Here is a 12,444-nt window from a genome sequence, read left to right as displayed (position 1 = left end):
GGGATTTACCACGCCCCCGGCGCGCGCCGAAGGCGCGCTGCGCTGCTGACCTGCGTAAATACCGACTACTTCGCCGCGGGGCCCACCTCGAGCCTGATCGTCGAGCCGTCGAGGGCCTCCTGGACGATCCTGATCTTGGTGTTGGTGTCAGTGATCTTGACGCCCGCCGCCGGGTTCGACGCGTCGTAGTAGGTGCTGGTGCGGTCGTTGAAGACCGGCACCCCCGGCGCCCATCCGATCTTCGTCGCGACGTCCGCCTTGTGGAGGGTGATGCCGTCCGTCGGGAAGAAGCCGAACGGCGAGTCGTAGGCCTGGACACGGTTGCGCATCAGCGTGCCGTCGGACCACTTGAGCGGGGTCGGGTGCGAGTCGACCGGGAGGATCAGACCGGTGCCGGGGTGGACGCTGGTGTTGTCGTCCGCCTCGGAGAGGTCCCACTTCCAGATCAACAGGCCGTTCTGGTACGGGTAGTGCTCCACCCAGTCCGGACGGGTCGTCGAGAAGCCGAAGTTGTACGGGCCGACCTTGAGGGTCCTGTCGTACGACACGTACTGGCGGTTCTCGGCGATGTAGTACTGCTTGTAGTCCTTGGTGAAGGACGCGCCGATGCGGGAGAAGCCCCTCGCGGTCCAAGCGGCGTCCGCCGCCTCCGCGTTGTCGGAGAACAGCGCCGTGCCGTCGGCGGTGACCGTGATCTCGTCGGCCGCGAAGCCCTTGAGGGCCACACCGCCGTCGGTCTGGTAGCGGAAGCGGAGCTGGATCTTCTGTCCGGCGTAGGCGTCCAGCGGGTACGACAGCTTCTTGTAGGCGTCCACCGTGCCGGTCAGCGCGGGCTTGCCGCTGCCGTCGCGCGGGACGGCCTGGCCGTCCACCGTGCCGTCCAGGACGGTCCAGTTGGCGCCGCCGTCGGTCGACACCTCGGTGTAGAGGTAGTCGTAGTTCGCCTCGATGTCGTACCAGCCGTCGAGCGTGAGGGCGGCCGACTTCTTTCCGGTGAGGTCGACTTCACGGGTGAGCGTGTTCTTGAGGTCGTCGCCGCTGCCGCTCCACCACTGGGCCGAGCCCTGCGCCGGGGTGACCACCTCGGTGGTGACCGCCTTGTCGGGCAGGGTGACCACCAGGGCCTGCTTGTCCTTGGTGTTGTACTCGGCGACGCCCAGCTTGTGCTTCGACCTGGTCGCGGCCTTCGCCGTGTCGTAGTCGAGCCAGCCCAGCTGGAGCTTGTCCCAGGCGTTCAGGTCGCCCGGCAGATCGCCGATGGCCTGCTTGCCGGTGCCGAGCCAGGAACCGGAGGACATCAGGGTCCAGAAACCGGTGGAGTTCTCGCCGCCGTTGGTGTCGTACTCGTCCGGCAGGCCGAGGTCGTGGCCGTACTCGTGGGCGTAGACGCCCAGGCCGCCGTTCTCCGGCTGGATGGTGTAGTCGCCGACCCAGATGCCGGTGTCGCCGATCTGGGTGCCGCCGAGCTTGTTGGCGTCCGGGCCGGTGGCGCCGGCGTCGGTGCCGAAGGCGTACCAGCGGTGCGCCCAGATCGCGTCGGTGCCCTGGGCGCCGCCGCCCGCGGACTCGTCCTCGCCGGCGTGCACGATCTGGAAGTGGTCGATGTAGCCGTCGGGCTCGTTGAAGTCGCCGTCGCCGTCGTAGTCGTAGCGGTCCCACTGGTCGAACTCGGCCAGTTCCGCCTTGATCTCCGCTGCGGTGTCGCCGGCCGCCTCGCGCTGGGCGACCCAGGCGTTGACGCCGTCCTGGACCGCGTACCAGGCGCCGGTGGAGGCCTTGTTGGAGCCGTAACGGGCCTCGTTGTAGGGGACCTTGACCCAGTCGGTGACCTCGCCGTCGACCGAGTAGCGGCCCGAGGACTGCTTCTCGTAGTACTTCTTCAGCGACTCGGTGTTCTTGCCGGTGCCGAAGTAGAGGTCCTGGAAGTGGGCCTGGTTGTAATCCGCCTGCCAGGCCGTGGAGTTGTCCTTGGCGCGGTCGGGCTCGGCTATCTGGTTGTGCAGCGGGCCGGCCGTGCCGTTGTACCGGGGGTCGATCCGGTCCCCGAACTCGACCAGGATGGTGAAGATCCTGTCGGTCTTCTCCCGGCCGAGCTCGACGTACTTGCTGTCGCCCTTCCTGCTCTTGAGCTGGACGACCTGAGACCCGTCCCGGTCGTGGACCTGGGACGTGCCGGCTATGACCTGGCTCAACGCCTCCTGGCGCTGGGCCGCCTGCGTCTTGGAGAGCGGACCGTCGAGGTCGTGCTCCTGATTGCCGGAGGCCGCCGCGGGGTCATGGCGGTCCACGGTGGCGGACTGGGCGCTGTCGGCGGCCTGCGCCACGGCGAACGTCGAGAACGTGGCGGTCGCCGCCGCGAGCGCGACACCGACCGCACCGGCTCTGAACGTCCAATGTCTAAGGGTCACTTGAGTTCCTCGTGGTCACGGTGGTAAGTCAAGTGACGCAATTTGACTAGAGGTTGGTAAGAAAAAACAGATCTTGACTTGTACATAACAATTAGGCTAGGGCGCGTTGCGCCGTCCACGTGCTGGACGCCATGACTCCGTGCGCCCCCCGTGCACCGGCCGTGTTGGTTAGGTCACGCTTACTGTTCGTTCCACTCGGGCATGCACGCGATTAGAGTCGACAGGCGGAACGCCCGAATTCGGCGGAAAGCCAGGCCGACACCCCCGTGGACCCCCACTTCCGAGGACACGATTGCCATGCCTCGTCCGACTGCCGCACAGCTGACCTACGGTTCCTGCACCGTGATCTTCTCCACGCTCGCCATGCTGCTGCTGTCACAGACGAGTTCCGGCGTGGGGATCGCGATCATCTCCGTCTCGGCGCTCGCCCTCGGCCTCCTCGTCGCCATGACGGTTCCGCTGCCCCGGGCGCGGGTCGTCGCGGTGCGGAAGCCCGCGCACGAGCAGACCCGGCAGCCGCAGGAGCAGACGGCGGAAGAGCCCGTGCCGGTGGCGGCGACGGGCTCCTCGACTGCCGCGTGAGGTGCGCGCGGCGGCGGCTCAGTTGGTGCTGACCACCACCGTCTTCGCCGCCTTGTCGTGCAGGCCCTGCTTGTAGGGCCGGTCGAAGTAGCTCCAGCCGCCCGAGATCGCGGTCCAGACGCAGAAGCAGCAGAACGCGAACGGGATCCAGAGCACCGCGGCTCGGGCCAGCGACGTCTGCACCGAGGGCGTGGCGCCGTTGTCGAGGTTGGCCACGCGCATGTTCAGCAGCCTCTTGCCGAGCGTCTGACCCGATCTGCTGGTCATGAAGGTGTCGTAGCCGATGTAGAGCAGGGCCGCGATCAGGGACTGCAGGAAGGACTTGCCGGCCTCGATCTTGTCGCTGTTCACGGTGTACTCGTGCGCGTTCAGCGGCCAGGTGATCAGCCATACGACGATGCCGACGAGGATCATGTCGAGAATCCTGGCCAGGGTGCGCTTGCCGCTGTCGGCGAGCGGGGGCATACCGGCGAGGGGGTCGTTGGGGTAGGGGGTGCCGCCATAGGGAGGCGTGCCGCCGTAGGGGGGCGGCTGCCCACCCGGTGGGGGCGGCTGCTCGCCGGACGGGGGCTGCTGGCCGCCGTGGGGCGACTGCTTCCTGAACGGATCGTCTTCCGGCGGCCGTCCGTCGCCGGGGGGCGGTTCGCTGCTCATGGCCCGAGTGGACCGCGAACCCCCCGGCTCCGCATCCGGCGGACGGCCGTCCGGAGTACCGAATCAGATGGTGCCGACGCCGTACGCGCCGTAGACGGTCATCCCGCTACGAACGTCCGCGCCGCCTTGTCGTGCCAGCACTGGTGCCACGGGCGGTCGAACAGACACCACAGGACACCGACCAGACCGATGCCGAGCAACCCGGGCACGCTGTAGACGAGCCAGCGGCGCACGGCACCGCCGAAGGTGGGCGGCTCATGGCCCTCGATGTCCCGGACCTCCAGGCCGAGCAGCTTCTTGCCGAGGGTGCGGCCCCACTTGGCGGTGGGCAGGGCCTCGTAGAGGACACCGGCGATCAGCAGGACGGCCAGGACGATGCCGAAGTAGACCGAGGTCGTGCCGTCGAGCAGCCAGACCGTGACGGTGCGGCCGCTGAGCTTGGCCTCGTCGATCTTGCCGTTGATGTGGTCGACCGCCTTGGTGCCGAGCGGTACGGCGGCCACGGCGGTGATGGCGCCGACGACGAGGGTGTCCAGCAGCCGGGCGGCGAGGCGCTTGCCGAGCCCGGCCGGACGGGCGGCGGCCTGGCGCCTCGCGGCCGCCTGGAAGATGTCCTCGACCGGCGGCTTCCAGGGGGCGACCGGCTGATCGTCGTCGGCCCCCGCGAGCCGGTGCACCTGCTGCGCCCACGAGGACTGCCCGCCACCGGCACCGCCCGCCATGGGGGCGGAGGCCTGACCCACGGGTACGGGCTGGGGGGCGCCGGCCTGGGGCGGCACCGTCGGGGAGGACTGCGGGACGTTCCGCTGCGGGGAGGACTGCGGGCGGGAAGCCTGCTGCGGACCGGAGAGCGCGGCGGGGGCGACACCCTGGGCGTGCGCGCCAGCGGCCGGGGCGCCGACACCCTGGCCACCTTGGGCGCCGACGCCCTGCGCACCGGCGGCCTGAGCCCCGGCGTTCTGCGCGTTCGCGGCGCGCTCTGCCGCGGCCTTGCCCGCGCCGAAGCCGGGGGCGTCGGGCGCGGGGGCCGAGCCCTTGGGGCTGAACGCCGGGCCACCGGAGGCACCGGCGGGGGAAGACGTCTGCGCGCCGCCGCTCGCGGGCGCCCCCGTGCCCCCGCCCTGCGCCCCACCCTGGCGCCCCGTGCGCTGGGAGACCGCACGGAAAGTCATGGTGCCCTCGTCGGCGGCGGGGCCCGGCCCAGGGATGCCGGGGGCGTCGGAGTGACCGGCACCCCCGCCCGAGGCCCCCTGAGGCGCCGAACCGCCGAAGCCGCCCGCGGTGCCCGCTCCGTGCGCCGCTCCCCCTTGTCCCTCCGTGACGCGGCGGAACACGAACGTGCCCGGTGCGTCCGTGTCGGAGGTGTCCCGGGCCGCCGGCGGGATCGTCGCGGTGCCGTCCGTGCTGGTGGTGTCGGACGGGATCCTGGGGTCGGCACCCCAGGAGACACGGCGGTCCTGGTCGCCGCCGAAGCCGGACTGATGGGAACGGTCGGCCCCCCACGCGGACGCCGGTTCGGAGCGCTGCGGCTCGGGGTCCTCGTCGAAGAAGTGCGGGCCCGTCTCCTCCACGGAGGGCGTGGCCGGCGTGGAGCCGGACGGCGACGCGAGCGGCTCGCCGTCCGACGGGGCCGGGCGGCTGGTGCCCGGTACCCAGGCGGCACCGTTCCAGTACCGGACATATCCAGGAATGGATGGATCCGGGTAATACCCTTCGCGGGGCCGGTCGTCGCCGGGGGCCGGGGTTGGGGCGCTCATGTCCGTCGTCCCGTATCTGCTCGCGGGTGAATATGGGGGCCTCCACATCTATCAGACCGGCGCAAGCGGCACCGCCGGTCCCGCTGGACCCACCCCTTTCTGAGCAACCTTGCGCACGCCCTTCACGGGTTCGGAAAAAAATCTCTCGGAACCCGCGTAATGGTTGCGCCCCCACGCCTCTCTCCCAGGTACGGGCCCGCCCACCGGACCCCGTACAGCTGCCCGAGAGAGGAAGCGCACGTCATGCACTACACCGTCGTGGAACGCGAGTTGGAGCTCAAGCTGATCCTGTCGCCGGAGCGCGGCATCCCGGTGCCGGCCAGGCTGAGCTACCGCACCGACGACCCGTACGCCGTCCACATCAGCTTCCACATCAACTCCGAGCACCCCGTGAACTGGACGTTCGCCCGAGAACTGCTGGTGGAGGGGGTGTTCCGGCCGTGCGGGCACGGTGATGTGCGGGTGTGGCCGACCAAGACGGACGGGCGCAGTGTCGTCCTGATGGCGCTCAGCTCTCCCGACGGGGACGCGCTCCTGGAAGCACCCTCCGTCCAGGTCTCCGCCTGGCTGGAGCGGACGCTGCGGGTGGTGCCCCCGGGGACCGAGGGCGAGCAGCTCGGGATCGACGACGCGCTCGACCAGCTGCTCGCCCAGTGAGCCCACCCGCGGAAAGGTCAGAAGAGCTTGCCGGGGTTGAGGAGGTCCAGCGGATCGAAGACCCGCTTGATCTGCCGCTGCATCTCGAGGCCGACCGGCCCGATCTCGCGCGCCAGCCACTCCTTCTTCAGTACGCCCACGCCGTGCTCGCCGGTGATCGTGCCGCCGAGCTCCAGCCCCAGGGCCATGATCTCGTCGAAGGACTCACGGGCGCGCCGGGACTCGTCGGGGTCGGCGGCGTCGAAGCAGACGGTGGGGTGCGTGTTGCCGTCACCGGCGTGCGCGCAGACGCCGATGGTCAGCTGGAACTTCTCGGCGATCCGCTCGATGCCCTCCAGCATCTCGCCGAGCTTGGACCGGGGCACGCACACGTCGTCGATCATCGTCGTGCCCTTCACCGCCTCCAGCGCGGTCAGCGAGAGCCGCCGCGCCTGGAGGAGCAGTTCGGACTCGGCGAAGTCGTCGGCGGGGACGACCTGGGTCGCGCCGGCGGCCTCGCACAGCGCGCCGACGGCGGCGAGGTCGGCGGCGGGGTCCGGGGTGTCGAAGGCGGCGAGGAGCAGGGCCTCGGTGGTCTCCGGCAGCCCCATGTGCGCGAGGTCGTTGACCGCCCTGACCGTCGTACGGTCCATGAGTTCGAGCAGCGACGGGACGTGGCCGCCCGCCATGATCCGGCACACCGCGTCACAGGCGGCGGCCGCGGACGCGAACTCGGCGGCCAGCACCAGCTGCTGGGGCGGCTGGGGGCGCAGCGCCAGGATCGCCCGTACGACGATCCCGAGGGAGCCCTCGGAGCCGACGAACAGACGGGTAAGGTCGTAACCGGCCACGCCCTTGGCGGTACGGCGGCCGGTGGACATCAGACGGCCGTCGGCGAGGACGACGTCGAGCCCGAGTACGTACTCCGCCGTCACCCCGTACTTCACGCAGCACAGGCCGCCGGAGGCGGTGCCGATGTTGCCGCCGATCGTGCACATCTCCCAGCTGGAGGGGTCCGGCGGGTAGTAGAGGCCGTGCTCGTTGACGGCGCGGGAGAGGGTCGCGTTGATGACGCCGGGCTCGACGACCGCGATCCTGTCGACGGGACTGATCTCCAGGATCCGGTCCATCTTCGTCAGACTCAGGACGATGCAGCCCTCGGAGGCGTTGGCTCCGCCGGAGAGGCCGGTGCGGGCGCCCTGCGGCACGACCGGGACGCGCAGTTCGGTGGCGATACGCATCACGTGCTGGACCTGCTCGACGGTCCGGGGCAGCACCACGACGGCCGGGGTGCCGGCCGGGCAGAAGCCGGCCATGTCGTTGGCGTAGGAGAGGGTGACGTCCGGATCGGTCAGGACGGCCTCGGCGGGCAGACCGGCCAGGAGCCGGTCGACGAGGTTCCCGGTGGCTTCGTCGCGAGGGGCTTCGATACGGCTCATGATCACAGGTTCGCACCCGGGGCCATCGGTGTGAACCCCGTCCACGGCGGCGGGCGTATGCCGGGTGTGGTCGTCGTATTGGCTCATGGTGAGCGGCATGGAGACGCATGAGGAGGAACGGCGTCCGCGTGTCGGCCGACGGCTGCTGATCTGTGCTCTGGCGGGGTCCGTCGTGCTCGGCGGAGCCCTCGCGTGGTGGCCCTGGGAGCGGGCGGTGCCCGTGCGCGTCGCTCCGGCGTCGGGGAGCCAGGCGTTGACGGCCGTCGTCGCGGGGGTGCCGGCCGGGTTGCCCGATCTGGGGGCGCTCATCGGGGAGCGGGAGGCACGGGTGCGGGCCCGTCCCAAGGACGCGGTGTCATGGGCGGTGCTCGGGGCGGCGTATGTGGAGCAGGGGCGGCGGACCGCCGACGCGGCGAACTATCCGCTCGCCGAGCGCGCGCTGCGGACCTCCCTGAGCGTGCGGAAGGACCGGAACGCGGCGGCGCTCGACGGGATGGCGGCGCTGGCGAACGCCCGGCGGGACTTCCGGGCCGCCCGGACCTGGGGCGAGGCCGCGTTGAAGGCGGAGCCGGGGCGGTGGACGACGTATCCGCTGCTCATCGACGCGTACACCGGCCTCGGTGACTACAAGGCGACCACGCGGACGCTGGACCGGCTGCTGGAGCTGCACGGCGGGCCGGCGGTGCGGGCGCGGGCCGCGGCCGTCTACCGCGACCGGGGCCGGCGGGAGGACGCGGCGGCCGCGATCTACGACGCCGCGGCCGGCGCCTCGACCCCCGCCGAGCAGGCCGCGTGGCTGGAGCGGGCCGGTCAGCTGGCCTGGGAGCGGGGCGAGCTGGAGGACGCGCTACGGCGCTTCCAGGAGGCCGTACGGCTCGACCCCGACCAGCGGGCCGCGCAGGCCGGGCAGGGGCGGACGCTGGCCGCGATGGGCCGCACGACGGAGGCGCTGACCGCGTACCAGATGGCCCTCGCCCGGCAGCCGTGTCCGCAGTACGCCCTGGAGCTGGGCGAGTTGTACGAGTCGCTGGGGATGCGGGACGCGGCGCGGGCGGAGTACGACGTGCTGCGGACCCGGGTCGGACAGGACATGGCCGGGGGCGTGGACGACGAGCTGGTGCTGGGGATCTACGAGGCGGACCACGGGTATCCGGCGGCGGCCGTACGGCGGTTGCGGGCCGAGTGGCAGCGGCAGCCCGGTGTCGAGGTGGCCGACGCGCTGGGGTGGGCGCTGCACCGGGCCGGGGACGACAAGGAGGCGCTGCGGTTCGCCTCGGTGGCGACGGATCGGGTGCACGGGGGTGCGGTGCGCAGCGCGCCGTACATGTATCACCTGGGCATGATCGAGCGGGAGTTGCGGCAGGACGGGCCGGCGCGGCGGCACCTTCAGGAGGCGTTGCGGATCAATCCGTACTTCTCGCCGCTGGGGGTGCGCGAGGCCCGGGCGGCGCTGGCGGCCCTGGGCGAGCCGCCGGACGTGGCGGTGCCGGACGAGGAGGCGGGGGACGAGAACGCGCCGGACGCGAAGGGGGATGACCAGAAGGCGCCGGACTAGAAGGCGCCGGTCCGGAGGCATCCGGTCTGGACGGCGCCGGTCCGGAAGGCCTTCGTCATACCGCCGCCGTCCCGATCAGCGCGTTGCGGGTGACCAGGGCCGCCAGGCGCTCCTCCCCCAGCTCCTCGGTCCCCTCGGGCCTGCGCGGCAGGACCATGTAGCGGGTCTCGGCGCTGGAGTCCCAGACGGTGATCTCCGTGCCGGCGGGCAGGTCGAGCCCGAACTCGGCGAGTACGGCACGGGGTTCGCGGACCACGCGGGAGCGGTAGGCCTCCGACTTGTACCAGCTGGGGGACGGGCCGAGGAGGCGGAGCGGGTAGCAGGAGCAGAGGGTGCAGACGATGACGTTGTGCACCGAGTCGGTGTTCTCGACGACCCTCAGACGCTGGTACGAGCCTTCCATGAAGCCGAGTTCACGGACCGCCGACGTGCCGTCCGCCAGCAGCCGGGCCCTGAACCCGGCGTCCAGCCAGGCCCGGGCGACGACCCGCGCCCCGTTCGCCGGCGACGCCCCGGACAGGGAGGCGTCGATGATCTCGTCGAGCTGGGCGCCGGAGAGGACGCCCTTCTCCTCCAGCAGGGTCTCCAGATGCCGTACGCGACGGGCCACCGCCGCGTCGGAGTGGTCACCGCTCATCGGCAGGGTCCTCTTCCAGATAGCTTTCCCACAGATCCAGTACGACGTGGTGGTCGCCCTCGCCCCACAGGTCGCGGGCCGCGAACCGGACGGCGTAGATCTGCTCGACGGGGGCGTCCGCGCGTCCCTGCGCGCTGAGGTCGGCCAGTTCGGCCGGGCCCTCCGGCTCGACCACGACGCCCCGTTTGCCGCGGGCGTACCGCGGCAGACGGGTGTGGTGCGGCGGGTCGTGGGGGAAGGTGCGGACGCGGGTGCCGGGCGGGAAGCGGTCCTCAGCCATCGAGACCACCGGGACCACCGAGCCCCTCCAGCTCACCCGGCGTCAGCACGCCCTTGCGCTCCAGCAGCACGCAGATGGCGAGGAACCAGCGCTCGTAGTACGACGTCGACAGGTACTGCCTCGGCGGCATCGACTCGATCGCGTCCCGGAACTCGTTGGTGTTGAAGATCCCTTGTCCGCGCAGGGCGTTGAACAGCCCCACGACCCGTGCCTCCCAGTCCGCGTGGAAGGGTTCGGCGTCGTCGGTGGTGTCGATCGGACCGAACCCCTGGGTGCCGCCCACGTCGTTGATCCTCGCCATGCGCTCAGCCTACGGCGACCGGGGCGGCCACGGCATGCTCACAGGTTTCCGCGCTTGGCCTGCTCCCGCTCGATCGCCTCGAAGAGTGCCTTGAAGTTGCCCTTGCCGAAGCCCATCGAGCCGTGCCGCTCGATCAGTTCGAAGAAGACGGTCGGACGGTCCTGGACCGGCTTGGTGAAGATCTGCAGCAGATAGCCGTCCTCGTCGCGGTCGGCGAGGATCTTCAGTTCCCTGAGCGTGTCGATCGGGACGCGGGTGTCGCCGACCCACTCGCCGAGGGTGTCGTAGTAGGAGTCCGGGGTGTTGAGGAACTCGACGCCGGCCGCGCGCATGGTCCGTACGGTCTGCACGATGTCGTTCGTGTTGAGCGCGATGTGCTGGACGCCCGCGCCGCCGTAGAACTCCAGGTACTCGTCGATCTGGGACTTCTTCTTGGCGAGGGCGGGCTCGTTGATCGGGAACTTGACCTTGAGCGTGCCGTCGGCGACCACCTTGGACATCAGCGCGCTGTACTCGGTCGCGATGTCGTCGCCCACGAACTCCTTCATGTTCGTGAAGCCCATGACCTTGTTGTAGAAACCGACCCACTCGTCCATCCGGCCGAGCTCGACGTTGCCCACGCAGTGGTCGACGGCCTGGAAGGTGCGGTGGGCGGGCGGCTCGACGATGGGCGACGCCGCCGTGAAGCCGGGCAGGTAGGGGCCCTCGTAGCCGCTGCGGTCGACGAGCGTGTGGCGGGTCTCGCCGTATGTGGCGATCGCGGCGAGTACGACGGTGCCGTGCTCGTCCTTGAGCTCGTACGGCTCGGCCACCGAGCGGGCGCCGTGCTCGATCGCGTAGGCGTACGCGCGGCGGGCGTCCGGGACCTCGATGGCGAGGTCGACGACACCGTCGCCGTGCTCGGCCACATGCTGGGCGAGGAAGTGGCCCCAGGTGGTGGCGGGCTTGATGACCGAGGTGAGGACGAACCGGGCGGAACCGTTTTCGAGCACATAGCTCGCGGTCTCGCGGCTGCCGTTCTCCGGCCCGGCGTAGGCGACCAGCCGCATGCCGAAGGCGGTGGAGTAGTAGTGCGCCGCCTGCTTGGCGTTGCCCACGGCGAAGACGACCGCGTCCATTCCCTTGACCGGGAAGGGGTCGGCCTGCCGGGCGGTGTCGGGAGTGTGGTCTGTGGTCTGCGTCATAGCCGCAGCCTGATCCCAGGCTGGCAAGGTGCGCAACAGTCCGCGTATTCGCTGGACAATCCGTTCAGTGGAGTATGCGTTTCTACGGCATTCCTGTACAGGATGACCATCGGCTCGGGAGGCTGCTGTGGCGATCGACCATCTGGACGGACGGATCCTCGTGCTGCTGGCACGGGAGCCGAGGATCGGGGTGCTGGAGATGTCCCGGCGGCTGGGGGTGGCGCGTGGGACGGCGCAGGCGCGGCTGGACCGCCTTCAGTCGAATGGCGTCATCCGGGGCTTCGGTCCGCAGGTGGACCCGGCGGCGCTCGGCTACCCGGTGACGGCGTTCGCCACGCTGCAGATCCGGCAGGGCCAAGGGGCGGACGTACGGGCGCACTTGGCGACCGTGCCGGAGGTGCTGGAGCTGCACACGACCACCGGCAGCGGCGACATGCTGTGCCGGCTGGTGGCCCGCTCCAACGCCGATCTCCAGCGGGTCATCGACCTGGTCGTCGGTTTTGATGGCATTGTCCGGGCCGCCACCGCGATCGTAATGGAGAACCCCGTTCCGCTGCGGATCATCCCGCTGGTGGAGCAGGCGGCGGCGGACGAGGAGAGGACCTGACCGACGCCCGATCCGGCCGACGCCCCGGGGTGAGCACATGAACTTCTGGGAGTACCTGGGCAGCCGCCGTCAGCAACTGCTCACGGACGCCTGCCAGCACGCGAGCACCGTGCTCCGGTGCCTGGTCGTCGCGACCGTGCTGGGCGTGCTGATCGGGGTGGCGACCTGTCGGAGCGAGTGGGCCGGGAACCTGGCCACGACGACCACCTCGACCCTTCTGGCCATTCCCTCGCTCGCCGTGATCGGTCTGCTCGTCCCGTTCGTGGGGCTCGGCGTACCGCCCACGGTGATCGCCCTGACCCTCTGCGGGCAACACCGTTGCTTTATGACGTCCGGCGCTTTGTCAAGTCGATGAACGAGAGGACGGGACCCCTGGTAGATCCCTGTGGTGTCGAGCCCAGAGA

The 12,444-nt window shown here is 70.6% G+C and carries 12 protein-coding genes and 1 pseudogene; 5 read left to right on the top strand and 8 right to left on the bottom strand.

Annotated features, from left to right (window positions below):
• Window positions 1-65: 65 nt before the first annotated feature.
• Window positions 66-2,408, bottom strand: a complete 2,343-nt coding sequence (locus tag ABZT17_RS43645) for an immune inhibitor A domain-containing protein (RefSeq protein ID WP_356357742.1) — start codon at window positions 2,406-2,408, stop codon at window positions 66-68.
• A 297-nt stretch (window positions 2,409-2,705) separates the two neighbouring features.
• Here ABZT17_RS43645 and ABZT17_RS43640 point away from each other — a divergent pair, with 297 nt between their 5' ends.
• A complete protein-coding gene (locus ABZT17_RS43640; protein ID WP_356357741.1) occupies window positions 2,706-2,990 on the top strand; it encodes a hypothetical protein in 285 nt (94 codons plus the stop codon).
• A gap of 18 nt (window positions 2,991-3,008) precedes the next feature.
• Here the strand turns inward: ABZT17_RS43640 and ABZT17_RS43635 are convergent, their stop codons facing one another.
• On the bottom strand, window positions 3,009-3,644 hold the full coding sequence (locus ABZT17_RS43635) for an RDD family protein (protein ID WP_356357740.1): 636 nt from the start codon (window positions 3,642-3,644) through the stop codon (window positions 3,009-3,011).
• A 98-nt stretch (window positions 3,645-3,742) separates the two neighbouring features.
• Entirely contained in the window at window positions 3,743-5,401 is a 1,659-nt protein-coding gene (locus ABZT17_RS43630) for an RDD family protein (protein ID WP_356357739.1), read from the bottom strand.
• A 243-nt stretch (window positions 5,402-5,644) separates the two neighbouring features.
• Here ABZT17_RS43630 and ABZT17_RS43625 point away from each other — a divergent pair, with 243 nt between their 5' ends.
• Window positions 5,645-6,058 carry an SsgA family sporulation/cell division regulator gene (locus tag ABZT17_RS43625; protein ID WP_356357738.1) on the top strand — a complete coding sequence of 138 codons (414 nt, stop codon included), beginning with the start codon at window positions 5,645-5,647 and terminating at the stop codon, window positions 6,056-6,058.
• 17 nt (window positions 6,059-6,075) lie between these two features.
• Here the strand turns inward: ABZT17_RS43625 and ABZT17_RS43620 are convergent, their stop codons facing one another.
• Window positions 6,076-7,482, bottom strand: a complete 1,407-nt coding sequence (locus ABZT17_RS43620; RefSeq protein WP_356357743.1) for an FAD-linked oxidase C-terminal domain-containing protein — start codon at window positions 7,480-7,482, stop codon at window positions 6,076-6,078.
• Window positions 7,483-7,573: 91 nt separating this feature from the next.
• Here ABZT17_RS43620 and ABZT17_RS43615 point away from each other — a divergent pair, with 91 nt between their 5' ends.
• Entirely contained in the window at window positions 7,574-9,031 is a 1,458-nt protein-coding gene (locus ABZT17_RS43615) for a tetratricopeptide repeat protein (RefSeq protein WP_356357737.1), read from the top strand.
• A gap of 55 nt (window positions 9,032-9,086) precedes the next feature.
• Here ABZT17_RS43615 and nthA read toward each other — a convergent pair whose 3' ends face one another.
• Genes nthA through hppD form a run of 4 tightly spaced genes read right to left on the bottom strand, consistent with a single transcriptional unit; the run spans window position 9,087 to window position 11,433 of the window.
• Window positions 9,087-9,668 carry a nitrile hydratase subunit alpha gene (gene nthA / locus ABZT17_RS43610; RefSeq protein WP_356357736.1) on the bottom strand — a complete coding sequence of 194 codons (582 nt, stop codon included), beginning with the start codon at window positions 9,666-9,668 and terminating at the stop codon, window positions 9,087-9,089.
• Window positions 9,658-9,948, bottom strand: coding sequence for an SH3-like domain-containing protein (locus tag ABZT17_RS43605; protein ID WP_356357735.1), 291 nt, complete (start codon window positions 9,946-9,948; stop codon window positions 9,658-9,660). Before ABZT17_RS43605 ends, nthA begins: the two co-directional genes overlap by 11 nt.
• Window positions 9,941-10,249 carry a hypothetical protein gene (locus ABZT17_RS43600; protein WP_356357734.1) on the bottom strand — a complete coding sequence of 103 codons (309 nt, stop codon included), beginning with the start codon at window positions 10,247-10,249 and terminating at the stop codon, window positions 9,941-9,943. Before ABZT17_RS43600 ends, ABZT17_RS43605 begins: the two co-directional genes overlap by 8 nt.
• A 38-nt stretch (window positions 10,250-10,287) precedes the next feature.
• Window positions 10,288-11,433, bottom strand: coding sequence for a 4-hydroxyphenylpyruvate dioxygenase (gene hppD / locus ABZT17_RS43595; protein ID WP_356357733.1), 1,146 nt, complete (start codon window positions 11,431-11,433; stop codon window positions 10,288-10,290).
• Between the two features lie 127 nt (window positions 11,434-11,560).
• Here hppD and ABZT17_RS43590 point away from each other — a divergent pair, with 127 nt between their 5' ends.
• Both ABZT17_RS43590 and ABZT17_RS43585 read left to right on the top strand, forming a co-directional pair.
• A complete protein-coding gene (locus tag ABZT17_RS43590) occupies window positions 11,561-12,040 on the top strand; it encodes an Lrp/AsnC family transcriptional regulator (RefSeq protein WP_356357732.1) in 480 nt (159 codons plus the stop codon).
• Window positions 12,041-12,077: 37 nt separating this feature from the next.
• A pseudogene (locus ABZT17_RS43585) lies at window positions 12,078-12,350 on the top strand (ABC transporter permease); the annotation flags it as partial.
• Between the last annotated feature and the right edge of the window lie 94 nt (window positions 12,351-12,444).

The organism is Streptomyces sp. NPDC005648 (genome assembly GCF_040605395.1).
GTDB lineage: Bacteria > Actinomycetota > Actinomycetes > Streptomycetales > Streptomycetaceae > Streptomyces.
The sequence above is the reverse complement of the archived record's forward strand: the minus strand, read 5'-3'. Positions and strand labels throughout refer to the sequence as shown.

Bases quoted from the DNA above. Each gene is read 5' to 3' on its own strand.
- ABZT17_RS43640 (WP_356357741.1), top strand. From the start codon at position 2,706: ATGCCTCGTCCGACTGCCGCACAGCTGACCTACGGTTCCTGCACCGTG.
- ABZT17_RS43635 (WP_356357740.1), bottom strand. From the start codon at position 3,644: ATGAGCAGCGAACCGCCCCCCGGCGACGGACGGCCGCCGGAAGACGAT.
- ABZT17_RS43630 (WP_356357739.1), bottom strand. From the start codon at position 5,401: ATGAGCGCCCCAACCCCGGCCCCCGGCGACGACCGGCCCCGCGAAGGG.
- ABZT17_RS43625 (WP_356357738.1), top strand. From the start codon at position 5,645: ATGCACTACACCGTCGTGGAACGCGAGTTGGAGCTCAAGCTGATCCTG.
- ABZT17_RS43615 (WP_356357737.1), top strand. From the start codon at position 7,574: ATGGAGACGCATGAGGAGGAACGGCGTCCGCGTGTCGGCCGACGGCTG.
- nthA (WP_356357736.1), bottom strand. From the start codon at position 9,668: ATGAGCGGTGACCACTCCGACGCGGCGGTGGCCCGTCGCGTACGGCAT.
- ABZT17_RS43605 (WP_356357735.1), bottom strand. From the start codon at position 9,948: ATGGCTGAGGACCGCTTCCCGCCCGGCACCCGCGTCCGCACCTTCCCC.
- ABZT17_RS43600 (WP_356357734.1), bottom strand. From the start codon at position 10,249: ATGGCGAGGATCAACGACGTGGGCGGCACCCAGGGGTTCGGTCCGATC.
- hppD (WP_356357733.1), bottom strand. From the start codon at position 11,433: ATGACGCAGACCACAGACCACACTCCCGACACCGCCCGGCAGGCCGAC.